Source organism: Paracoccus chinensis, assembly GCF_900102885.1.
GTDB lineage: Bacteria > Pseudomonadota > Alphaproteobacteria > Rhodobacterales > Rhodobacteraceae > Paracoccus > Paracoccus chinensis.
Genome location: NZ_FNGE01000009.1, coordinates 18,876 through 42,096 on the forward strand (window position 1 = coordinate 18,876; position 23,221 = coordinate 42,096).

Below are 23,221 nucleotides of genomic sequence, written 5' to 3' on the forward strand. Positions count from 1 at the left end.
AGACAAAACCGGGGAAAGCTAAGCGCGGATCGCCGGGCAGCACAACCGCCCGGCTAGCTTCAGTTGCCGTATTCGCGTTCCAGCCAGCGTTCCAGCCAGTGGATCGAATAGTCGCCGCGCTGGATGTCCGGTTCCTTCAGCAGGTCGCAGAACAGCGGGATGGTCGTGTCCACGCCGTCCACGATCAGCTCGTTCAGGGCACGGTTCAGCCGCGCCAGCGCTTCGGCCCGGTCGCGTCCGTGAACGATCAGCTTGCCGATCAGGCTGTCGTAATAGGGCGGGATCACATAGCCGTCATACAGCGCCGAATCCATCCGCACGCCCAAGCCGCCCGGCGCGTGATACTGGCTGATCCGGCCCGGAGAGGGGGCGAAGTTCGGCAGCCGCTCGGCGTTGATCCGCGCCTCGATGGCATGGCCGCGAATCGACAGCTGGTCCTGGCGCAGGCTCATGGGCTCGCCCGCGGCGACGCGGATCTGCTCGCGCACGAGGTCCACACCATAGATCGCCTCGGTCACGGGATGTTCCACCTGAAGTCGGGTGTTCATCTCGATGAAGTAGAACTCGCCGTCCTCGAACAGGAACTCGATCGTGCCCGCGCCCGCGTATTGCAGCCGCGCCACGGCGTCGGCGCAGATCCTGCCGATGCGGTCGCGCTGTTCGGGGGTGATGACGGGACCGGGCGCTTCCTCCAACACCTTCTGGTGGCGGCGCTGCAGCGAGCAGTCGCGCTCGCCCAGGTGGATGGCATTGCCGCGGCCATCGCCGAAGACCTGGATCTCGATATGGCGCGGGCGCTGGAGGTATTTCTCGATATACACCTCGTCGTTGCCGAAGGCCGCCTTGGCCTCGGCCCGCGCCGTGCGGAAGGCGACCTCAAGCGAGGCTTCGTCCTGCGCCACCTTCATCCCGCGACCGCCGCCGCCGGCGGTGGCCTTGATGATGACCGGATAGCCGATCCCGGCCGCGACGCGGCGCGCGGTCTCGATGTCGGGGACGCCTCCGTCCGAGCCCGGCACGACCGGGATGCTCAGCGCCTTGGCGGTTTCCTTGGCGGTGATCTTGTCGCCCATCATGCGGATATGTTCCGCACGCGGGCCGATGAAGGTGATGCCGTGGTCTTCGACCATCTGCACGAACTGGGCGTTTTCCGACAGGAAGCCGTAGCCCGGATGAATCGCCTGCGCGCCCGTGATCTCGCAGGCCGACAGGATGGCGGGCATCGACAGGTACGAGGCCGACGAGGGCGGCGGGCCGATGCAGATCGACTCATCGGCCATGCGGACATGCATGGCGTCGCTGTCGGCGGTCGAATGCACCGCGACCGAGGCGATGCCCATTTCCGAACAGGCGCGGATGACCCGCAGCGCGATCTCGCCGCGGTTGGCGATCAGGATCTTGTCGAACATGGGCGGGCCCTACTCGACGATCATCAGGGGAGTGCCGAACTCGACGGGGGTGCCGTCGTCGATCAGGACGCGCCGCACGGTCCCGGCGCGGGGGGCGGGGATGTGGTTCATGGTCTTCATCGCCTCGACGATCATCAGCGTGTCGCCTTCCGCGACCTGCTGGCCGATGGTGACGAAGGGCGCGGCGCCCGGCTCGGCCGACAGGTAGGCGGTGCCCACCATGGGCGAGGTCACGGCGCCCGGATGGCTGGCCGGATCGTCGAGGCCCGCCGCAGGTGCGGCGGCAGCAGCGGCGGGGGCGGCAGCCGCCGGCGCGGGCAGCGCCTGCATCGGCGCAGGCGCGCCCTGAACGATGACCTGCTTGCCATGCTTTGACAGCGACACGGTCAGGCGGTCGTTCTCGCCGTATTCCCGCTTGACCGAGATCTCGGTCAGCTCGTTGCGGTTCAGAAGCTCAGCCAGCGCCTGGATGAAGGCGGTGTCGCCCGCGTGGTGCCGGGTCTGGTCGTTCTCGCTCATCTAATTCTCTGCCTTTGGGCCGTTCTGGGGTCGCGGCGTTTTCGCCGGGCGTTATAAACCCTCGCGCGGGGCAAGGGAAACCGTTTCGGGCGGCGCGGTCGAAGGGCCCTGCGCCCCGAGGTTCGGGGAATCGTCCGCGTCGGGGCGCCCCGACAGGTCCTTCCAGCGCCGGTGGACCCAGAACCACTGGTCCATGTGGGCGCGGACCAGCCCTTCCAGGTCATCGTTCAGCGCCTGCATCATCGCTTGGGGATCGTCGGGGGCGACGGGTTCGCCCACCTCGACCCGGAAGCTCAGGCCGTCGGGCTGGCGGATGCCCGCGACGGGGAGCAGCAGCGCATGATAGCGCAGGGCAAGCTCTGCCGGGGTCAGCACGGTCTGGCTGGGCAGGCCGAAGAAGCGCAGCGTCGCGCCGTGGCGGTCAAACTGGTCGAAGCCGAGGCACAGCATCCCGCCGCCCTTGAGGAAGCGCAGCATTCCCGCCAGCCCGGCACGCCCGCGCGGGAACAGCGGTTGCGCTATGGCCTCGATGGCGGGAACATAATGGCGATTGAAGGCGCGGTTGTTCATGGGGCGATAAAGCGCCCCCACCTTCCAGCCGCGCGCCGCCAGCGCCGCCCGCATGGCGTCGTAATTCCCGAAATGAGCGCAGGCGAGGATCACCGGACGCCCCGCCGCCGCCGCCTGCTCCAAGGCGGGCAGGCCGGGCCCGGACAACCGGTCCTCGGCTCCGACGCGGGCGGTGAACTCGGTGCCCGAGTAGATCTCGATCAGGGCGCGGCCCGCGTTGTCCGGGACGGCGCGGGTCAGGCCGCGGACCTGCGCGGCGGGCAGGTCGGGGCAGGCCAGCGCGAGGTTGTCGCGGATGCGCCTGCGCCAACCTGCAAGGGGCGCCACGACATGGGCGAAGGTCCAGCCCATCGCAGGCACCCGGCGACGATACGGCATCAGCAGGAACAGCCCCACCAGAAGGCGGAAGGCGCCACTGCTCAGCCGGTCGGCAAGCGGGATCGGCTCCTCGTCACCCCGTGTCATCGCTGCGGTTCCTGCATGGCCTGCGCCTCGCGCGCCCAGACGTAAAGGCCCGCGGCCACGATGACGATGGCGCCAAGAACCGTCCAGCCATCCGGCACCGCGCCGAAGAACAGCCAGCCCCAGAGCCCGGCCCAGATCAGCCCGGTATAGCCGAAGGGGGCGATGGCAGCGGCCTCGGCCATGGCGAAGGCACGGATCAGCAGCGCCTGCGCCAGCGTGCCCAGCAGCCCCATCGCCGCGAAAGCCCACAGGTCACCGCTTGCAATGGGCTGCCAGACGAAGGGAGCGACCAGGGACGCGCCTAGCGTCGCCACCCCCGTGGCCCACAGGATCGAGGTCGCGGTTCCGTCCCCCCGCACCATGCGCGTCATGATCGCGCCCGCCGCATAGGTGACGGCCCCCAGCAGGGGCAGCAGGGCGGCGGGCTGGAAGACGCCCGCGCCGGGGCGGATCACGATCATCGCGCCCACCAGCGCCACGGTGATGCCCGCGATGCGGCGCGGGCCGATGCGTTCACCCAGGAACAGCGCGGCGCCCAACGTGATGAGGACCGGGTTGATGTCCATGATGGCCGTCGCCTCGGCGAGCCCGATGAAGGGCAGCGCCGTGAAGAACAGCCCGATCGAGGCAAGCTGCGTTAGTCCCCGGCCCACCTGCAGCAAGGGCGAGGCCGAGCGTGCGACCTGTTTCAGGCGTGGGGCCAGCACTACCGTGACGATGATCAGGTTCAGCGCCATGCGGCACCAGACGATCTGGCCGGGGTGATAGCCAGCCTGCGTCAGGTGCTTGCCGGTCGCGTCCATCAGCGTGAACAGGAAGACCGAGCCGAGCAGCGTGAGAATGCCCAGCGATTGCTGCGAGTACCGCGGCTTCGCGATCCTGACCGTTTCGGATTGCAGGGTCGTCATCAGGGCGGACCCATGCGCCCGGCTTCACGGCCGGACGCTCCCCGGGGGATGGTTGGGGCCGAAAGACAGCCTGCCGCGCGAGGAGCCATGCGGCAGGGCTGCGTCGCGGGGATCACAGCAGCGCCTTGACCTTTGCCACCGTGGCCTCGGGGGTGATGCCGAACTCCTTGTAAAGACGGTCGGCCGGGGCCGAGGCGCCGAAGCCGGTCATGCCGACGAAATCGGCGCGCTTCCAGCTGCCGCGCTCGCCCAGAAGCAGCCACTCCCAGGGCTGGCGGACGGCGGCTTCGATGGCGACACGGACCGGACCTTCGGGCAGAACCTCGGCGCGGTAGTCCTCGGGCTGGTCGCGGAACAGCTCCATGCAAGGGACCGAGACGACGCGGGTCGGCGTGCCCTCGGCTTCCAGCGCCTCGGCGGCCTTCAGTGCGATCTCCACTTCGGAGCCCGAGGCCATGAGGATCGCCTTCGGCTCGGCCGAGGCTTCGCGCAGGATGTAGGCGCCTTTCGCCGTCAGGTTCTCGGTGGTGTGCTCGGTGCGGACGGTCGGCAGGTTCTGCCGCGACAGCGCGAGGACCGAGGGAGTCGAGTCGGTGGTCAGCGCCAGTTCCCAAGCCTCGGCGGTTTCCACCACGTCGGCGGGACGGAAGGTCCAGGTGTTGGGCGTCGCCCGCAGCATGGCCAGGTGCTCGACCGGCTGGTGGGTCGGGCCGTCCTCGCCCAGGCCGATCGAGTCGTGGGTCATCACGTAGACGACCGGAACGCCCATCAGCGCCGACAGGCGCATCGCGCCGCGGGCGTAGTCGGTGAAGGCGAGGAAGGTGCCGCCATACGGACGGAAGCCGCCGTGCAGGGCAAGGCCGTTCATCGCGGCAGACATGCCGTGTTCGCGGATGCCCCAGTGGACGTAGCGCCCGGCGCGGTTCTGCGCGTCGAAGATGCCGAGATCGCGGGTCTTGGTGTTGTTGGAGCCGGTCAGGTCCGCCGAGCCGCCGATGGTTTCGGGCAGGATCGGGTTCACGACCTCAAGCACCATCTCGGAGGCCTTGCGGGTCGCGACCTTGGGCTTGTCGGCGCTGGCCTTTTCCTTCAGCGCGGCGATGGCGGGTGCGAGCGCCTCGGTCGGCTCTCCTGCCACGCGCGAGGCGAAGACGTTGCGCTGGGCGTCGGGCAGGGCATCGACGCGGGCGGCCCAAGCCTCGCGGTCGGCCTTGCCGCGCGCGCCGATCTCGCGCCAGCGGGCGACGAGTTCGTCGGGCAGCTCGAAGGCCTCGTGCTCCCAGGCATAGGCGAGGCGGGTCGCTGCGATCTCCTCGGCCCCCAGCGGCGAGCCGTGGACGCCCGAGGTGCCGCCCTTCTTGGCCGAGCCATAGCCGATGGTCGTGTTGCAGGCGACCAGCACCGGGCGGCCGTCGTCTTCTTTAGCGGCAGTCAGGGCGCGGTCAATGTCGGCCGGATCATGTCCGTCGCAAGACAGCGTCCGCCAGCCCGCCGCCTCGAAGCGCTTGAGCTGGTCGGTCGAATCCGACAGCGACACGGCGCCGTCGATGGTGATCCTGTTGTCGTCCCACAGGACAATCAGGCGGCCGAGGCGCAGGTGACCGGCAAGGGTGATCGCCTCCTGGCTGATGCCTTCCATCAGGCAGCCGTCGCCGGCGATGACCCAGGTGCGGTGGTCGCACAATTCCTCGCCGAACTCGGCGCGCATCTTGGCCTCGGCCATGGCGAAGCCGACCGAGGTCGCAAGGCCCTGGCCCAGCGGGCCGGTCGTGGTTTCCACGCCCTCGGCATGGCCGTATTCCGGATGGCCTGCCGTCGCCGCACCCCACTGGCGGAAGTTGCGGATCTGGTCGAGCGTCATCTGCTCGAAACCCGTCAGGTGCAGCAGCGAATAGATCAGCATGGACCCGTGGCCCGCCGACAGGATGAAACGGTCGCGGTCGAACCAGTTCGGGGCCGAGGCATCGAACTTGAGGTGCTTGCGCCACAGCACGGTGGCGACATCGGCCATGCCCATGGGCATTCCGGGGTGGCCGGAATTGGCGGCCTCGACCGCATCCATCGACAGCACGCGGATCGCGCTGGCGAGGCTCCAATGATCGGGATCGGCAAGGCGGCGCGCGGTGAGGGGCATGGGGCGGCTCCGGGGAAGAATGTCAGGGCGGGTGATAGGCAGAGGCCGGCTTGGTTGCAAGGCAAACGGGCGTGCTGACGCGGCGGCGTGGACCGGGGACGTGCCCCGCTCGGGCTTCGCCGCTTCCTCGCGGAAAACAGTCCACCGGACTGTTCTCCAGGCACCCGGACGCCCGGAATATTTTCACGCAGAAGATGGGGCCTGGGTATCCTTGGACAGCGGCGGCTGTGCGAGGGGGTGATGGTTCAGCACCAGCTCGCGCATCCGTTCATCCAGGACATGGGTGTAGATTTCCGTCGTGCCGAGATCGGCATGGCCCAGCAGCGTCTGGATCGCGCGCAGGTCGGCGCCGCCTTCCAGCAGATGCGTGGCGAAGGCATGGCGCAGGACATGGGGCGTGACCTTGCCGGGCGGCAGGCCCGCGGCGGCGGCGAGGTTGGCGAGCATCCCGTGGAAGGCCTGCCGGGTCATGTGCCCCGCCGCGCTGGCGGCCGGAAACAGCCATCGGGCGCCCTTGCCCGCGACCAGCCTGCCCAAGGCACTGTCGGCCGGGGCGCCGTCCCGCAGCGCCAGCCAGCGGGCGAGTGCCGCGCGGGCGGGGCCGGTCAGGGGAACCATGCGTTCCTTTCCGCCCTTGCCGCGGATCAGCAGCAGTTCGGGGTCGCCGCGCACTGCAGCGACGGGCAGGGACACCAGTTCGCTGACCCGCATCCCCGTGGCATAGATCAGCTCCATCGCGGCGGTATTGCGGGCACGGTCCTCGGGCGTCGCGCCGTGGGTCTGGACGGCGTCGAGCAGGCGGCCGACCTCGGCCTGGGATAGCACCTTCGGCAGGCGCTGGCTGCGGCCGGGGCCGGACAAGCGGATCGCCGGGTCGTCGTCGCGCCAGCCCTCGTCCAGGGAAAAGCGGGTGAACTGGCGGATGGCGGACAGGCGCCGGGCGCGGGTGGCGCGGGACAGGCCCTCGGCCTCGCAGGCCGACAGGTAGGCTTCGATGTCGTCGCGGGTGATCGCGGCCAGCGTCAGGCCGTGCCGCGCGGCCCAGGCGGCCAGGTCGGCCAGGTCGCGGCCATAGGCCAGAAGGGTGTTGCGCGCGGCCCCTGCCTCGGCCGCCTGAGCGTCCAGAAAAGCCTCGACCCGGCGCAGATCCTCGGCGCGGCCCTTGTCCTGTCGTGTGGGTGGACGGCCGGGGCGGCGCTGCGTGCTCACCTGCGCGGGCCGCCCATGTGCTCGGTCAGCAGCAGTTCGACTGCCGCCTGCCGGGCGTCCGAGGGCTGGCCAAGCTCGACCATCCGGCGCAGGCCGGCGCTTGCCCGTGCAATGTCGCCGTCAAGCCCTGCGTCCACGTCGGCCATCGCCGCCAGCAGGGCAAGGCCGCGCCCCTCGGGCGGCGCCTCGGCCAGGGGCTCGGCCGCCAGCGCCTCGGCATGGGCGGCGCCCGCGCTGCCCTGCGGAAAGGCCGCCGCTGCGTCGGGATCGCCCGCCGCCAGCGCGATCAGCGCGCGGTCGGGCGTGGGCAGGTCGGCACCCGGTGTTTCCGGCAACCCGACCAGCAGGCGCAGGTGCGCGGCCGTTTCCGCGGCCTCGGGGTCCAGCGTCAGGCCGGACAGGCCGGGACCCACCAGCCGCGCGAAGGGAACGATCAGCCCGGCCTCGAGGAACAGCGAGGCCGCCTGCGGCAGCTCGGCCGAGATCGCCGCCGTGTCGCCTGCATCCAGCGCGGCCTCGATCCGCTGGAACGCGGCCGCGCGGTCCCAGACACCGCCCGAGGCGGCCGGGCGCTGGTCCAGATAGGCCGCCGCCAGCGGCGCGGGGTCCATGGCGCCTGCGCGAGCCAGCCGCTCGGCCGCATCCAGCCGCGCCTTCCAGCCCGCATTGCCGTTCAGATCCGCCCAGGCGAAGGCCAGGGGCAGCTCGGCCGTGGACAGGGGCTGGCCGATCGCCTCGAACAGCCGGAACTCGAGGGGCGTGACTTGCGCCGGGTCGGGCAGCGCGTCGCTCAGGTCCGCCGAGCCGTCGTCCAGAAAGCGTTCCAGCAGCGCGAGCGTCTGCGGCTCCATGAGGCCGGCGGCGCGGGCGCCATGCAGCGTCAGGGCGGCTGCGCTCCAGTCCCCCACCCGCGCGAGACAATAGATGCGCGCGCCCAGGTCCGGGGCAAGGCCGGGGCGCTGGCCCATCACGGCACAGGCCTCGTCGGTGGTGTCGCGCAGAAGGGCGATCTCGAAGCGCCGGGCAAAGCGCGGCCCGTCGGTCCAGCCTGCCGATTGCAGCATCGCCTCGGCGTCCTCCAGCCGTCCGGCCGCGATCAGCCTGTCCACCCGGGCCAGGAACAGCCGGCCCTCGTCTCCGGCGGCGCCGGCGGGCGGCGCAAGCTGTGCCGTCAGGATGCGCTGGAGCAGCGCGCGGTTTGCGGCCAGGCGCGGGTTGGCGGCAGCGATCGCCTCGGCCACCTGGCCCGCGGGGGCGGCACCCCAGAGGTCGCGGGGCAGGCGCGCGGCCTCGGCCCGGATGGCGCCCTTGGTGTCGGGGTTGCCGTCCGACAGCCGCGTGACCCCCACAGGGGGCGGGGCGGCGGTCGTGGCAAGCGCGCGGGGCGGCTTCAGGGTCGCGGGGCGGGCGACCGGCGCCACGGGACGCAGGCGCTGCGCCTCGAAGGGAACGCTGTCGCCCGGACGCCAGCCGGTCACGGGGGGCTTGGCGGGGGCGGTGCCCATCAGCCAGTCGCTGGCGGCGGCAGGTTCCCTTGCCCCCTGCGCCAGTGCCGCGCCCGAAGGCAGGGCGGCCAGAGCCGCCAGAAGGGTCAGGTCAGTCCAGCGCATCGGGATCGCTCGGCTCGTCCGGGGTGTCGGAGGCGGGCGCGGCAGGCGCCGGGGTGGCGGCGGCAGGTGCCGCGGCGGGCAGGTCGAGGTCCAGTTCCACCGGCACCCGCATCTGCCGCGAATCCGCGGCCATGTCGCCGAAATAGGCATAGCCCACCAGCGCGATCAAAGCCGCCACGACAAGGAAGGCGATCAGTTTCAGCAGCCGCATGGTCTGTCCTTTCGTCCGCAGCCCCCCGCCTCGTGGGAGAAGGGTCTTTTTCCATCCTCGATACCCTTTCGCGCGCCCGGGCGAAAGCCGCGACCCCAACAGGGACCGGGGTGGTGTGGCGAAAACCATATGGCGTTTCGATAAAACTCGCGTCATTCAGCGGGCATGAGTGGCGCAGGCAGAGCGGGATCGGTGAAAAGCAGCATCGTGCTGATCGGCATGATGGGGGCTGGCAAGTCGGCGGTAGGGGCCGAGCTCGGCCGCCGCCTGGGCGTGCCCGTGCGCGACACCGACACCGAGATCCAGGCCGCCGCTGCCGCCACCATCCCTGAGATCTTTGCCCGCGACGGCGAGGCCTTCTTCCGCGCCCGCGAATCCGAGGTGCTGGCCCGCGTGCTGCGCGGCCCGCCCGGCATCGTCTCGACCGGGGGCGGCGCCTGGATGCGCCCCGAGAACCGCGCCCTTGTCGCCGAGGCGGGGGTGTCGGTCTGGCTCGATTGCAAGCTTTCGACCCTGTGGCGCCGGGTGAAGCAGAAGCCCACGCGCCCGCTTCTGCAGACCGCCGACCCGCGCGGGACGCTGGAACGCCTGCTGGCCGAGCGCGCGCCCGTCTATGCGCTGGCCGACATCACCGTGGCCGTGCAGGACAGCGATTCGGTCGAGGCCACCGCGACGCGGGTGCTCGACGCGCTCCGCGCCCACCGCCCCGACATCCTGGAGCCCGCATGATCCGCACCGTTCCCGTCGCGCTGGGCGACCGTTCCTACGAGGTACGCATCGGCCCCGGCCTGATCGCCCGCGCGGGCGACGAGATCGCGCCGTTGCTGTCGCGTCCCCGTGTGGCCATCCTGACGGATGAGCGGGTCGCGTCTCTGCACCTGCCCGCGCTGACGGCGGCGCTGGACCGCGCGGGCATTGCCTCCTCGGCGCTGGCGCTGCCCGCCGGCGAGGCCACGAAAAGCTGGGACCACCTCGGCCGCGCGGTCGAGTGGCTGCTGGCCGAGCGGATCGAGCGGCGCGATATCGTGATCGCGCTGGGCGGGGGCGTGATCGGCGACCTGGCCGGTTTCGCGGCGGCGATCCTGCGGCGCGGCGTGCGCTTCGTGCAGCTGCCGACGACACTGCTGGCGCAGGTGGACAGTTCCGTGGGCGGCAAGACGGGAATCAATTCGCCCCAAGGCAAGAACCTGATCGGGGCCTTCCACCAGCCGAGCCTCGTGCTGGCCGACATCGACGTGCTGGCGACGCTGCCCGACCGCGACTTCCGCGCGGGCTATGGCGAGATCGTGAAATACGGGCTGCTGGGGGATGCCGGGTTCTTCACCTGGCTTGAGGAGAACGGGCCGCGCCTGCGGCAGGACCGCGACGCCCTGATCCACGCCGTCGCCCATTCCGTCGCCATGAAGGCCGCCATCGTGGCCCGCGACGAGACCGAGCAGGGCGACCGCGCGCTACTGAATCTTGGCCACACCTTCGGCCATGCGCTGGAATCCGCGACGGGCTATTCCGACCGCCTGCTGCATGGCGAGGGCGTGGCCATCGGCTGCGCTCTGGCCTTCGACCTGTCGGCGCGGCTGGGGCTTTGTCCCCAGGAGGACCCGAGCCGCGTTGGCGCGCATCTCGGGGCAATGGGGATGCCCGCGCGGCTGTCCGACGTTCCGGGCGATCTGCCCGACGATGCGGGGCTGATCGCGCTGATGGGGCAGGACAAGAAGGTCGTGGATGGGCGGCTGCGGCTGATCCTCGCGCGTGGGATCGGGCAGGCCTTCGTCGCCTCGGATATCGATCCGGCGGCAATCGCCGCCACGCTTTCGCAGGCCCGATGATCGGCTTTACCGCCCGTTAACCATCGCGCTAGTAAGAGCGGATTCGATACCCCTGAAGGAGCCGCACATGGCAGGCAGCGTCAACAAGGTCATCCTGGTCGGCAATCTGGGCCAGGACCCGGAAATCCGCACCTTCCAGAACGGCGGCAAGATCGCCAACCTGCGCATCGCCACGTCCGAGCAGTGGAAGGACCGCAACTCGGGCGAGCGGCGCGAGCGCACCGAATGGCATTCGGTCGTCATCCATTCCGAACCGCTGGTCCGCGTGGCCGAGCAGTACCTGAAGAAAGGCATGAAGGTCTATATCGAGGGCCAGCTGGAAACCCGCAAATGGCAGGACCAGTCGGGCGCCGACCGCTATTCGACCGAGGTTGCCCTGCGCCCCTTCCGCAGCGAGTTGCAGATGCTTGACGGCCGCGGCCAAGGCGGCGGCGGCGGCGGCCAGGGCGGCGGCTATAACGAAGGCTACGGCGACTACGACCGCGGCGGCTCGGGCGGCGGCGGTGCGCGCTCGGGTTCGGGCGGGGGCGGCGCAGGTCGCGGCGCGCCGGATTTCGACGACGAAATCCCCTTCTGAGGAGAGGTGCGCCGGTCGGCAGAATGTTGCCGATGGCGCACAGCCTTCCTGCCGCGATGGGACGCGGCGACTGGCGGTGCGGCTCGTTTCGGGTATCGTTCTCCTCAAAACGATAAACGGCGAGGGAGCTTCCCGGATGAGTGCAGTGATCGTGAACGTGGCGCGGCTGGCCAAGGTCGCCACGCTGGCCTTTGCCGGCCTTGCGGTGGCCGTTCCCGCGCAGGCCGAGGGGCTCAGGCTGGGGGGCGCGTCCTCGAAGTCGAGGACGACGCAGTTCCAGCGCCAGACCCAGCTCATGGACACCCGGCTGGCCGCGCAATACCAGCGCTCGCAGAAGCTGCGGCCGGAAACGGGCAAGTCGCGCACCGTGACGGTCATCAGCCTGGACGGCCGCGCCTCGACCTCGAACGGGGCGATCCCGCGCTATACCGGCAACCAGCGCAGCAAGTACCTGCCCCATGCGCGCGCGGCCGCCCGCAAGCACGGCATCCCCGAGGACCTGTTCCTGCGCCTGGTGCAGCAGGAATCGGGCTGGAACGCGGGCGCGCGCTCGCACAAGGGCGCGACGGGGCTGGCGCAGCTGATGCCCGCGACCGCCGCCAAGCTGGGCGTGAACCCGCATGACCCGGTGCAGAACCTGGACGGCGGCGCGCGCTATCTGCGGATGATGTACAACACCTTCGGCGACTGGCGGCTGGCGCTGGCGGCCTATAACGCCGGGCCGGGCGCCGTCACCAAGCACAAGGGCATCCCCCCTTATCGCGAGACGCGCAACTACGTCCGCATCATCGCTGGAGGCTGAGCCGCCGACGCCATCGCGACTGCCGGGGCCGCCGAGGGCGGCCCTTTTTCGTTCAGCGTCCCGCCCGGATCGCGTCGATCTCGGCCTTCAACCGGGCGATGCTGGCAGGCCAGCCCCAATGCGCCAGGGCATGGGGGCGGGGGTCATAGTCGGCGTGACGCTCGATCAGCCGGGTCATGGCGGCGGCAAAATCCTCGCCTGGTGCGGCGGCAAGGCCGGTTTCGGGCGTGACGTACTGCAGGCCGCAGACGAGGTCCGCATTCGCCAGCACCGGCAGCCCGGCCAACTGGTATTCCGTCAGGATCGCGGGCGCGCCGTCATGCTGGCCGCAGACCACGCCGATGCGGGCGCGGTTGATCTGGCGGTTCACCTCGTCATGCGGCACCGGCCCCACGATCTCGACGTCCAGCCCGCGGCGGGCGGCATCCGCGCGCAACTCCTCGGTCATGTGGCCGTAGCCCACGACCAGCAGCGCCGAGGTACCGGGGCGGCGTTCCAAGGCATCGAACAGGATGTCGTGGCGCTTGTAGGGCTGGGTGCAGGCCACATAGACCACGTCCCGGTCCTTGGGGGCGCCGGTTGGGTGGAAGGTCTCGCCCGAGGCGAACTCGGGGCCGATGGGCAGCACCAGGCAGCGCGCGCCGGGGATGCGGGCGCGGATCTCGTCCGACTGCCACTCGGCCCCCGTCAGAAACAGGTCGAAGCGGCGGGCCACGTCGTCGGGCAGCCGCAGCGCGGGCGCGTCGATCGAGTTGTAGATCGTGATCGCGCCCTTGCAGGCCTCCATCAGTGCCGCATCCACGCCAAGGCCCCAGACGCAGAGGACGTCCGGCGCGCCATGCGCCGCCACATGGGCCAGCGCCTCGGCCGAACCGTAAGGCGCAGGACCATCCGCCCGGAAGACGCGCCGGGTCAGGCCGGGGCGCGCAGAATCGGGCGTGCCGCAGGGGCGGGCGCAGGCGGCGTCGGCTTCCCCGTCACGTCCCGCGAAGCTCCAGATTTCCGCCGCATCCACCAGCCCCGAGGCCACCGCCGCCAGCGGCAGGCGCTCAAGGTAGCCGCCGGTCACGCGGACCTGCGCGCGCTCCGCGGGCGGGGACAGGGCACCCGGGGCGGGCTCGCGCGGCGCGCAGGGCTCGGGCGGGACCTGCGAGCAGAAGTCCGAGATGGCGACGATCCGCGAGGGACGGGATTTCTGCACTCCGCCAGGGGTCGGCAGGGGAGAGGAGCCCTTTGTTCTGACAGGATCGAGGGCGGCGTCAAGGACAGCGGGATCAAGCACGATAGGGTCCAGCGAGGCAGGGAAATCTCATCCCGCCGCGCTAGCATGCCAAAAAATGTTATGACAGGTGCGCCCTTGTCCCCGGCTGCGGGCCAGGCTTCAGCGTTGCGCCAAAGCCTCGGCCACCTGCGGGGCGTAATAGGTAAGGATGCCGTCGCAGCCCGCACGGCGGAACGAGAGCAGGCTTTCCATCACCACCTCCCGCTTCAGCCAGCCCGCGCGGATCGCGCTCTCCATCATCGCGTATTCGCCGCTGACCTGATAGGCATAGGTGGGCGCGCCGAACTGGTCCTTCACCTCGCGGCAGATGTCCAGGTACGGCATCCCGGGCTTGACCATGACCATGTCCGCGCCCTCGGCAAGATCACGGGCCACGCAGCGCAGCGCCTCGTCCCGGTTCGCGGGGTTGATCTGGTAAGTCTTCTTGTCGCCCACCAGCCGCCCCGAGGCGCCGACCGCATCCCGGAACGGCCCGTAGAAGCCGGAGGCGTATTTCGCCGCATAGGACAGGATCGCCACGTCCTTGTGGCCCGCCTGTTCCAGCGCGCGGCGCAAGGCCCCGATGCGCCCGTCCATCATGTCCGAGGGCCCGAGGATGTCGGCCCCCGCCTCGGCCTGCGCCAGCGCCATGCGGACCAGCGCCTCGACCGTCTCGTCGTTCAGGATCACGCCGTTTCGGACAAACCCGTCGTGGCCGTTGATGTTGTAGGGGTCGAGCGCGATGTCGGTCATCACCGCGAGGTCCGGTGCGACCTCCTTGATGGCGCGGATGGCGCGGTTGCCGATGTTCTCGGGGTCCCAGGCGCGCTCGCATCCTTCGGTCTTCAGGTCGGGGTCCGAGTGCGGGAAGATGCAGATCGCGGGGATGCCCAGGTTCATCGCCCGTTCGGCCGCGCGCTTCGCCCCGTCCAGCGTCAGCCTGTCCACGCCGGGCATCGAGGGGATCTCGCCCTCGCCACCCGGAATCTCGGTCACGAAGATCGGCCAGATCAGGTTCTCGGTCGAAACATGGCGTTCCGCCGTCAGTGCGCGCAGGGCAGGCGTGCGGCGCAGCCGGCGCAGGCGCGTGGCGGGAAAGGGCGCAATGATCGGGGTGGCGGGCATGGGGGCCTCCTGTCGGGACAGTGGCCTGCTTGCCACGACCGCGCCGCCTCGTGCAACCGGCCCGGCTTGCCGCCGCGGGTTCCCCGTGGCTAGGGTGATCGGCGGTTTCAGGGGAGAGACGGTTGATGGGAGGGACGGCAGGGCTGATCGAGGCGCTGGACACGCGGTCCTTTTCATCGGTGTGGTACTGGCTGATGCTGACCGTCACCTGGACCTGGGTCAGCCGGGGCGCGCTGGGCATCCCGCCCGAACTGGTCCGCAGCCTGAACCGTCGCGGGGTGGGGCAGGCCGACAACTCCGCCGCGCTTCGGCTGCTCGACTGGGTGTCACTGGTGGCGCCGCGCTGGCAGCTGATGCGCGATGACGGCGTGGTGCTGCTGGGCGTGGCCTCCTTCGTGCTGTCGATGCTGGCGGGGCTGGGCTTCCTTTACGGCTTGGAACTGGCACAGGCGCTGCTGCTGATGATGGCGCCCCTGATGCTGCTGGGCTGGTTGCGCCTGCAGCTGGCGGCGCGCCTGCGTGCGACGCTGGCCGAGGCGGAGGGAGCACGTCTTTCGGTCGATGAAGCGGCGGCGCAGATCGCCGCGCGGATCACCGCGCATATGCGGGCCACGCTGGTGCTGTCCGGCGTGGCGGTCGCCACGGCAGCGATCTGGGGGACGATCTGGATGGCCGCGCATCCGAACGGGCTGTGACGGCGTTGGGCAGGGCCGCTTGACATCACGCCCTCGCACTTTACCTCAGCCTCCATGCCCGAAACCCTGATCCTTTCCGGCGCGCCCGAAGGCTTCGACGCCGCGCTGATCGCACGCGAGGCCGACCGCGGCGCGCCCGTCATCCACATCGCCCGCGACGACCGCCGGATGGCCGCCATGCGCGCGGCCCTGGCCTTCTTCGCGCCGCATCTGGCGGTGCTGGAACTGCCCGCCTGGGACACGACGCCCTACGACCGCGTGTCGCCCTCGGGCGAGATCATGGCGCAGCGTCTGCAGGTGCTTGCAACGCTGGCGAGCGGGGCGATCAAGCCGCCCTTCGTGCTGCTGACCACGGTCAACGCCGCCGTCCAGCGCCTGCCCGCGGCGGACACCGTCCGCGCGGCGTCCTTCATGGCCAAGGTCGGCGAGCGGCTGGACGAGGCGCAGCTGCGCGGCTTCCTGTCCCGCATGGGCTTTTCCCAGTCACCCACCGTGACCGAGCCCGGCGACTACGCCATCCGCGGCGGGATCATCGACATCTATCCTCCGGGGCCGGGCGGGCCGGTGCGGCTGGACCTGTTCGGGGACGTGCTGGACGGCATCCGCCGCTTCGATCCCGACAGCCAGCGCAGCCTTGGGGCACTCGACCGCGTGGAAATCGCGCCCATGTCTGAGGTGATTCTGGGCGAGGAGGCCATTACCCGCTTCCGCCAGAACTATCGCGCGGCCTATGGCGGCGGCGCGAACGACCCGCTGTACGAGGCCGTCAGTGCGGGCCAGAAGGTCGCGGGGATGGAACACTGGCTGCCGTGGTTCCATGAACGCCTCGACAGCCTTTTCGACTACCTGCCCGGCGCCTCGGTGGTGCTGGATGACCATATCGAGCAGCACCGCGCCGCCCGCTGGGAGACCATTTCGGAACAGTTCGACGCCCGGCGCGAGGCGATGGGCAAGCGCGGCGCGGACAGCGTCTATCGCCCGGTCGAACCGACCGCGATGTTCGCCGACGAAGCCGAATGGCGCCGCTGGCTCTCCGCGCACCGCAGTATCGCGCTGTCGGTCCTCGCCCATCCGCCGGGGCCGGGCGTTCTGGACGCGGGCGGGCGCGTGGGCCGCAACTTCGCGCCCGAGCGGCAGGCCGAGAAGACCGACCTCTTTGCCGCGCTGGCAACCCATGTCCGCGAGTTGCAGAAGACCCGCCGCGTGGTCATCGCCAGCTTTTCCGAAGGCGCACGCGAACGCCTGACCGGCCTGCTGTCGGACGAGGGACTGACCGGCGTTCCCGTTGACGACATCCGGGGTCTGCCGGACACCAAGGGCGCGCTGGGCCTTGCTGTCTGGCCGCTGGAGGAAGGCTTCGTCACGGACGGTCAGGCGACCGGGCCGCTCGCGGTCATTTCGGAGCAGGACGTTCTGGGCGACCGCCTGATCCGGGGCGCAAAGAAGCGGCGGCGGGCCGAGAACTTCCTGAAAGATACGACCTCGCTGAGCCCCGGCGACCTCGTGGTCCATGTCGAACACGGCATCGGTCGCTATACCGGACTGGAAACGATCAAGGCGCTCGGCGTGCCGCATGACTGCGTGGCGCTGGAATACGCGGGCGGCGACCGGCTTTACCTGCCCGTCGAGAACATCGAGCTGCTCACCCGCTACGGACACGAGGAAGGCCTGCTCGACAAGCTCGGTGGCGGCGCATGGCAGGCCCGCAAGGCGCGGCTCAAGGAACGCATCCGCCAGATCGCCGACCGCCTGATGCGCGTCGCGGCCGAGCGCCTGCTGCGCAACGCCCCCGTGCTGGAGCCCGAGCACCACGAATGGGAGGCCTTCGCCGCCCGCTTCCCCTATACCGAGACCGACGACCAGGCCGCCGCCATCGCCGACGTGGCCGAGGACCTCTCGGCCGGCCGCCCGATGGACCGGCTTGTCGTAGGCGACGTGGGCTTCGGCAAGACCGAGGTCGCAATGCGCGCCGCCTTCATCGCGGCGAGCCAAGGGATGCAGGTCGCCGTCGTGGCACCGACGACGCTGCTCGCCCGCCAGCATTACCGCAGCTTTGCCGAACGCTTCCGCGGCACCGCCATCAACGTGCGGCCCCTTTCGCGCTTCGTGTCCGCCAAGGATGCGGCGCTGACCCGCACGGGGCTGGCCGATGGCACCGTCGACATCGTCGTCGGCACTCATGCGGTGCTGGCGAAACAGGTGAAGTTCAAGAACCTCGGCCTGCTCATCATCGACGAGGAACAGCATTTCGGCGTGGCCCACAAGGAACGCCTGAAGGAACTGCGCTCGGACATCCACGTCCTAACGCTCACAGCGACGCCGATCCCCCGCACGCTGCAACTGTCGCTGACGGGTGTTCGCGACCTGTCGGTCATCGGCACGCCGCCCGTGGACCGACTCGCCATCCGTACCTACGTGTCCGAGTTCGACAGCGTCACCATCCGCGAGGCGTTGCTGCGAGAGAAATATCGCGGCGGGCAGAGCTTCTTCGTCGTCCCGCGCCTCAGCGACCTGCCCGAGGTCGAGGACTGGATGCGCGAGCATGTCCCCGAGGTCTCGACCATCGTCGCCCACGGCCAGCTTGCGGCGGGCGACCTCGACCAGCGGATGAACGCCTTCTACGACGGCAGCCATGACGTGCTGCTGGCGACCTCCATCGTGGAATCGGGCCTCGACATCCCGACGGCCAACACGATGATCGTCTGGCGCGCGGACATGTTCGGCCTCGCCCAGCTTTACCAGATCCGGGGCCGCGTGGGCCGGTCCAAGACCCGCGCCTATTGCTACCTGACCACCAAGCCGCGCGTGCCGCTGACGCCGCAGGCGATCCGGCGGCTCAAGTTCCTTGGTTCCATCGACTCGCTGGGAGCAGGGTTCAACCTCGCCAGCCAGGACCTCGACCTACGCGGGGCGGGCAACCTGCTGGGCGAGGAGCAGTCGGGCCATATCAAGGAAGTCGGCTTCGAACTTTACCAGCAGATGCTGGAGGAAACGATCGCCAAGCTGAAGTCGGGCGAGCTTGAGGGCACCCCCGACGACGAATGGGCGCCGCAGCTGAACCTCGGCGTCCCGGTGACGATCCCCGAAAGCTATATCCCGGACCTCGATGTGCGGCTGGACCTGTATCGCCGCTTGGCCCAGCTGACCACCAAGGTGGAACTGGAAGGCTTCGCGGCCGAACTGATCGACCGCTTCGGCCCGCTTCCGCGCGAGGTGAACACGCTGCTTCTGGTCATCCGCATCAAGGCGATGGCCAAGCGCGCGAACATCTCCTCGCTGGTCGCGGGGCCCAAGGGGGCCACGATCCAGTTCCACCAGGACAAGTTCCCGAACCCGGCCGGGCTGGTCGAATTCCTGAACGAGCAGAAGGGCGCCGCGCGGATCAGCGACAACAAGCTGGTCGTCAGCCGTCCCTGGCCGACCGAGGCCGACCGCATCAAGGGCGCCTTCGCCGTGGCCAAGGAGCTTGCGGCAAAGATCAAGTCGGGCGGAAAGGCGGAGCCGGCTGCACTTCCCGCCGGGAAACCGGCGACGGTAAAGCCTGCCCCCGCCCGCCCCGAGGTCAAGGCCGAGACCCGTCCTGCGCAGCCGCTCGCCAAGCAGGCCCGCAGCGTCGCGTCAGGCAAGCCCGCCTCGAAGCAGGGCGAGGCGGGCCGCACCCGCTGGTCGCAAGTCTCGCGTCCGGGCACGCCGAAGAAGCCGGGAGGACGCTGGAGCTGAGCAGAGCGCCCCGGATGCCGCCCCTCATCGCCACGAAGTCGACCCGACGAAGATGAGCGAGGCCGCCGATCCCCGGAACGCAGCCGGAGAGCCGTAACGCCTTGAGGAAACGCGGGGCAGGCGACCCAAACCGGATTCTGCCAACGGCACCATGTAGAAAGCATGATCCGGTTCCGCTGCCCGTCAACGGAGCGGAACGTGACGGCCTCGGGCCTTCTCAGCGGAAGAACCGTCCTGCGCAGGCCTGCGTCATGCCGAAGGCCATGCCGCCGCCCGTGTCCGCCACGGTCCCGCACCAGCGCCCGTCCGGCGAGAACAGCGAGCGCGTGTGCCCTCCGCCGGGCCGGTAGGCCACGCGCCGCCCCTGTCGGTCGAACAGGTTCAGCGTCCCACCGTTGCGGGTGTAGTAGCCCACCATCTCGTCGCCCGCCCAGATCCCCCGCCCGCCATCCGGGCCGTTGGCGGGGTTGTCCGGCGCGTTCGCCCGCAGCCCCGAGCCGTTGCCCGGCGCGCTGCCGCTGTTGCCCGGTGCGCCGGGCAGGTTGGCGCGATGCGACGGCTGGTTCGCTGGCGCGCCGGGGCCCAGGTCAAAGGGCACCTGCGAGGGATCAACCACGAACAGCGGCGCGTCCGCCAGGGCCGGGACGGCCCAGGCGAAGACCAGCAGGGTGGCGATCAGGCTCGATGCTGACGGATTCTTCATGTCTTCAGTCTAGAGATGCTTTCAGGCCTCTCAAGACCAGGCAGACAGGTGAGCGCACGGGATGATCGTGGCGACCGGCCAGAGATATCGCAGATGCGGCGTGTATTCCCGCAGGCTGCAGCGTCACGAGCCTGCTGCGCCTGCCGCCGTTGTTCAGCATGAATGAGGGCCTTAAGGCCGGGCGTGTCTTCCGGATCGCGAGGGGTCAAACCAGGCGCGGCTTGTCCCCTCGCAAAGGGATCACACCATCCGCTCCTGTTCCTTCGCGGCGCGGACGAAATCAGCGAAGAGGGGCGCGGGGGCGAAGGGCTTGGACTTCAGCTCGGGGTGCGACTGGACGCCGATGAACCAGGGGTGGCCCTCGATCTCGACCACCTCGGGCAGGCGGCCGTCGGGCGACATGCCCGAGAAGATCAGCCCGCAGGATTCCAGCTTCTCGCGGTATTTCGCATCCACCTCGTAGCGGTGGCGGTGGCGGTCCTCGATCTCGGTCGCGCCGTCGTAGACCTCGGAGACGCGGCTGCCGGGCTTCAGGACGGCCGTGTAGGCACCCAGACGCATGGTGCCGCCCTTGTCGTCCGTCAGCTTGCGCTGGACGGTGTAGTTGCCCTGCACCCATTCCTTGAGGTGATAGACGACGGGGGTAAAGCGGTCGGCACCCGCCTCGTGGTCGAACTCCTCCGACCCCGCGTCCTTGATGCCGGCGAGGTTCCGGGCGGCCTCGACCACCGCCATCTGCATCCCGAGGCAGATGCCCAGGTAGGGGACGTGCTTCTCGCGGGCGTATTTCGCGGCGGCGATCATCCCTTCCGTCCCGCGCTCGCCGAAGCCGCCGGGGACGATGATGCCGTGGTAGCCGTCCAGCAGATGGATGCCGTCTTCCTTTTCCAGATCCTCGGCCGCGATCCATTCGGGGCGCACGCGGACCCGGTTGGCCATGCCGCCGTGGGTCAGCGCCTCGGAGATGGACTTATACGCATCCTCAAGCTGCGTGTACTTGCCGACGATGGCGACGCGGACCTCGCCCTCGGCGTTGGTCAGGCGGTCCATCACGTCCTCCCAGCGCCGCAGGTCGGGCTTGGGGGCGGGGCTGATCTGGAAGGCGTCCAGCACGGCGCGGTCCAGGCCCGCGCGGTGATAGGCCATCGGCGCCTCGTAGATCGACTTGAGGTCATAGGCCGGGATCACCGCGTCGGGCCGCACGTTGCAGAACAGCGCGATCTTGGCGCGCTCGCGATCCGGGATCGGCTGTTCGGACCGGCAGACCAGCACGTCGGGCTGCAGGCCGATGGAGCGCAGTTCCTTGACCGAGTGCTGCGTCGGCTTGGTCTTCAGTTCGCCCGAGGCCGCGAGCCAGGGCAGCAGCGTCAGGTGCATCAGGATGCACTGACCGCGTGGGCGGTCCTGCGAAAACTGGCGGATCGCCTCGAAGAAGGGCAGGCCCTCGATGTCGCCGACCGTGCCGCCGATCTCGCACAGCATGAAATCGACCTCATCCTCGCCAATGGCCAGGAAGTCCTTGATCTCGTTGGTGACGTGGGGGATCACCTGGATGGTCTTGCCCAGGTATTCGCCCCGGCGCTCCTTTTCCAGCACGTTGGAATAGACGCGGCCGGCGCTGACCGTGTCGGTGCGGCGGGCGGACACGCCGGTGAAACGCTCGTAATGGCCGAGGTCGAGGTCGGTTTCCGCGCCGTCGTCCGTGACGAAGACCTCGCCGTGCTCGAAGGGCGACATCGTCCCCGGATCGACGTTCAGATAGGGGTCCAGCTTGCGCAGCCGGACCGTATAGCCGCGCGCCTGCAACAGCGCGCCCAGTGCCGCCGAGGCGAGGCCCTTGCCCAGAGAGGACACCACGCCGCCGGTGATGAAGATGTAACGCGCCATGAGAAAGCCCCCGTGAGTTCGGCAATGCGGCAACGGTCCGCAACCGCCATCACGGGAGTCGGGACATAGCCGATTCTCCGCGACGCCGCAACGGACCCGCGATGTGTTGTGGGCGCGCGGGTGCCGCGCGCCACGGGTTCTGGTGGTTCAGTTCGCGGGCGCCGGGGTGATCGGCACGGTCCGCGTGATGACGTTGCCCGAAGCCTCGGCAGGCGCCTGCGTCTGCTGTTCAGCCGCCGGGGCCGTTGCGGGCGCAGGGGCAGAAGCGGCCGGCTCTGCCGCCGCAGGGGCCGTCACCGGGGCCTCTGCCGGCGCAGCAGGCGCGGTCGCGGCAGGGGCGGCGCCCGGCGGCAGGACCGGCTGGCCCACGCCCGGCGGCGGGGTATAGGTGGGCAGGGTCGGCAGGCCCGCCGGGGCGCTTTCGCGCGCGGGCGAGATCCGGTCCACGACCGAGGCGCCGACCGAGTTGCGCGCGGCGATGACGGTCAGCGCGATCGAGGTGACCAGGAAGGCCGAGGCGATGATCCAGGTTCCGCGCGTCAGGGCGTTCGCAGCCTGGCGGCCGGTCATGACACCGCCACCGCCACCCCCCATGCCGAGACCGCCCCCTTCCGACCGCTGCAGCAGGACCACGCCGATCAGCAGAAGGGCGAGGATGAGATGCACGGTCAGGACGACGTTTTCCACGGGCGGCAGCCTTATGTTTCGGAACGCGCCTATCTAGGCACGGGGTTGCCGGAAGGCAAGCCGCCGCTCGGGCTGCCGGTGCATTCCGGCCGAGCGGTCACGTCACGGAACGCGAGGGTCATTTTCCTGACCCGCTACCCGTATGGGGCACACCGTGACCCTTTCAGCCCAGCGCCGCCAGCGCCTCGGCCAAGTCCAGCGCGCCGTCGTAAAGCGCCCGCCCCGAGATCGCCCCCGCGATCACGCCGGTGTCGCGCAGTTCGATCAGGTCCGACAGCCGCGACACCCCGCCCGAGGCGATGACGGGAATCGACACCGCCCGCGCCAGATCCGCCGTCGCGGGGACGTTCGGCCCCTGCATGGCCCCGTCGCGGTCGATGTCGGTGTAGATGATGGCCGCCACGCCCGCGTCCTCGAACCGGCGGGCGAGGTCGGTCGCCATGACCTCGGTTTCCTCGGCCCAGCCGCGCGTCGCCACGCGGCCTGCGCGCGCATCGATGCCGACGGCGACCTGTCCGGGGAAGCGGCGGGCCGCTTCGTCAACCAGCGCGGGGTTCTCGACCGCGACGGTGCCCAGGATCACGCGCCGGACGCCATGCTTCAGCCAAGCCTCGATCGTGGCCATGTCACGGATGCCGCCGCCCAGCTGGACGGGGATGTCCACCGCGGCAAGGATCGCGCGGACGGCGCCGCCGTTCACCGGCTGACCCGCGAAGGCGCCGTTCAGGTCCACGAGATGCAGCCAGCGCGCGCCGGCGTCCCGGAAGGCCCGCGCCTGCGCGGCGGGGTCGGTGCCGAAGACGGTCGCCGCCTCCATGTCCCCGCGCAGAAGCCGCACGCAGGCGCCGTCCTTCAGGTCGATGGCGGGGTAAAGGATCATCGTTCAGGCTCCGCTTGGGCAGT

General features: G+C 70.0%; 20 protein-coding genes. 6 read left to right on the forward strand and 14 right to left on the reverse strand.

Features of this window, described 5'->3' with window-relative positions; genetic code table 11:
- Positions 1–59: 59 nt before the first annotated feature.
- From accC to BLQ03_RS10670, 8 genes are all read right to left on the reverse strand, one after another.
- Entirely contained in the window at positions 60–1,409 is a 1,350-nt protein-coding gene (gene accC / locus BLQ03_RS10635; RefSeq protein ID WP_090755756.1) for an acetyl-CoA carboxylase biotin carboxylase subunit, read from the reverse strand.
- Between the two features lie 9 nt (positions 1,410–1,418).
- The gene (gene accB, locus BLQ03_RS10640) at positions 1,419–1,928 is read right to left on the reverse strand and encodes an acetyl-CoA carboxylase biotin carboxyl carrier protein (protein WP_090755759.1); all 510 of its coding nucleotides are present in this window, start codon (positions 1,926–1,928) and stop codon (positions 1,419–1,421) included.
- A 51-nt stretch (positions 1,929–1,979) separates the two neighbouring features.
- Complete coding sequence (locus BLQ03_RS10645) at positions 1,980–2,963, reverse strand: lysophospholipid acyltransferase family protein (protein WP_090755762.1); 984 nt, start codon at positions 2,961–2,963, stop codon at positions 1,980–1,982.
- Positions 2,960–3,871, reverse strand: a complete 912-nt coding sequence (locus BLQ03_RS10650; protein WP_090755764.1) for a DMT family transporter — start codon at positions 3,869–3,871, stop codon at positions 2,960–2,962. The genes BLQ03_RS10645 and BLQ03_RS10650 overlap by 4 nt, the downstream gene beginning before the upstream one ends.
- 112 nt (positions 3,872–3,983) lie before the next feature.
- Positions 3,984–6,005 carry a transketolase gene (gene tkt, locus BLQ03_RS10655; RefSeq protein ID WP_090755767.1) on the reverse strand — a complete coding sequence of 674 codons (2,022 nt, stop codon included), beginning with the start codon at positions 6,003–6,005 and terminating at the stop codon, positions 3,984–3,986.
- A gap of 183 nt (positions 6,006–6,188) precedes the next feature.
- Positions 6,189–7,214, reverse strand: a complete 1,026-nt coding sequence (locus BLQ03_RS10660; protein WP_090755770.1) for a tyrosine recombinase — start codon at positions 7,212–7,214, stop codon at positions 6,189–6,191.
- Positions 7,211–8,824 carry a hypothetical protein gene (locus tag BLQ03_RS10665; protein ID WP_090755773.1) on the reverse strand — a complete coding sequence of 538 codons (1,614 nt, stop codon included), beginning with the start codon at positions 8,822–8,824 and terminating at the stop codon, positions 7,211–7,213. Before BLQ03_RS10665 ends, BLQ03_RS10660 begins: the two co-directional genes overlap by 4 nt.
- The gene (locus tag BLQ03_RS10670) at positions 8,811–9,035 is read right to left on the reverse strand and encodes a hypothetical protein (protein WP_090755776.1); all 225 of its coding nucleotides are present in this window, start codon (positions 9,033–9,035) and stop codon (positions 8,811–8,813) included. The genes BLQ03_RS10665 and BLQ03_RS10670 overlap by 14 nt, the downstream gene beginning before the upstream one ends.
- A gap of 192 nt (positions 9,036–9,227) precedes the next feature.
- Between BLQ03_RS10670 and BLQ03_RS10675 the strand changes: the two genes are divergently transcribed.
- The 4 genes from BLQ03_RS10675 (at position 9,228) to BLQ03_RS10690 (ending at position 12,240) form a co-directional block, all read left to right on the forward strand.
- On the forward strand, positions 9,228–9,764 hold the full coding sequence (locus BLQ03_RS10675; RefSeq protein WP_090755779.1) for a shikimate kinase: 537 nt from the start codon (positions 9,228–9,230) through the stop codon (positions 9,762–9,764).
- Positions 9,761–10,861, forward strand: coding sequence for a 3-dehydroquinate synthase (gene aroB, locus BLQ03_RS10680; RefSeq protein WP_090755782.1), 1,101 nt, complete (start codon positions 9,761–9,763; stop codon positions 10,859–10,861). Before BLQ03_RS10675 ends, aroB begins: the two co-directional genes overlap by 4 nt.
- A gap of 67 nt (positions 10,862–10,928) precedes the next feature.
- On the forward strand, positions 10,929–11,438 hold the full coding sequence (ssb, locus tag BLQ03_RS10685; protein WP_090755785.1) for a single-stranded DNA-binding protein: 510 nt from the start codon (positions 10,929–10,931) through the stop codon (positions 11,436–11,438).
- A 136-nt stretch (positions 11,439–11,574) separates the two neighbouring features.
- On the forward strand, positions 11,575–12,240 hold the full coding sequence (locus BLQ03_RS10690) for a lytic transglycosylase domain-containing protein (protein WP_090755788.1): 666 nt from the start codon (positions 11,575–11,577) through the stop codon (positions 12,238–12,240).
- Between the two features lie 52 nt (positions 12,241–12,292).
- Here the strand turns inward: BLQ03_RS10690 and BLQ03_RS18580 are convergent, their stop codons facing one another.
- Positions 12,293–13,522: a glycosyltransferase gene (locus tag BLQ03_RS18580; protein WP_217629702.1), complete on the reverse strand. Its 1,230-nt coding sequence runs from the start codon at positions 13,520–13,522 to the stop codon at positions 12,293–12,295.
- 99 nt (positions 13,523–13,621) lie between these two features.
- A complete protein-coding gene (gene hemB / locus BLQ03_RS10700) occupies positions 13,622–14,626 on the reverse strand; it encodes a porphobilinogen synthase (protein WP_090755790.1) in 1,005 nt (334 codons plus the stop codon).
- Positions 14,627–14,751: 125 nt separating this feature from the next.
- On the opposite strand from hemB, the gene BLQ03_RS10705 reads away from it, so the two are divergent.
- Positions 14,752–15,321 (forward strand): hypothetical protein, encoded by a 570-nt coding sequence (locus BLQ03_RS10705; RefSeq protein ID WP_090755793.1) that lies wholly within the window; start codon positions 14,752–14,754, stop codon positions 15,319–15,321.
- A 54-nt stretch (positions 15,322–15,375) separates the two neighbouring features.
- Entirely contained in the window at positions 15,376–19,041 is a 3,666-nt protein-coding gene (gene mfd, locus BLQ03_RS10710) for a transcription-repair coupling factor (protein ID WP_245688838.1), read from the forward strand.
- Positions 19,042–19,258: 217 nt separating this feature from the next.
- Here mfd and BLQ03_RS10715 read toward each other — a convergent pair whose 3' ends face one another.
- The 4 genes from BLQ03_RS10715 to hisA form a co-directional block, all read right to left on the reverse strand.
- Positions 19,259–19,744, reverse strand: a complete 486-nt coding sequence (locus tag BLQ03_RS10715; RefSeq protein ID WP_090755795.1) for a hypothetical protein — start codon at positions 19,742–19,744, stop codon at positions 19,259–19,261.
- 240 nt (positions 19,745–19,984) lie between these two features.
- On the reverse strand, positions 19,985–21,631 hold the full coding sequence (locus BLQ03_RS10720; RefSeq protein WP_090755797.1) for a CTP synthase: 1,647 nt from the start codon (positions 21,629–21,631) through the stop codon (positions 19,985–19,987).
- 147 nt (positions 21,632–21,778) lie between these two features.
- Positions 21,779–22,318: a preprotein translocase subunit SecG gene (gene secG, locus BLQ03_RS10725; protein WP_090755799.1), complete on the reverse strand. Its 540-nt coding sequence runs from the start codon at positions 22,316–22,318 to the stop codon at positions 21,779–21,781.
- A gap of 163 nt (positions 22,319–22,481) precedes the next feature.
- Positions 22,482–23,198, reverse strand: a complete 717-nt coding sequence (gene hisA / locus BLQ03_RS10730) for a 1-(5-phosphoribosyl)-5-[(5-phosphoribosylamino)methylideneamino]imidazole-4-carboxamide isomerase (protein WP_090755801.1) — start codon at positions 23,196–23,198, stop codon at positions 22,482–22,484.
- Positions 23,199–23,221 lie beyond the last annotated feature (23 nt).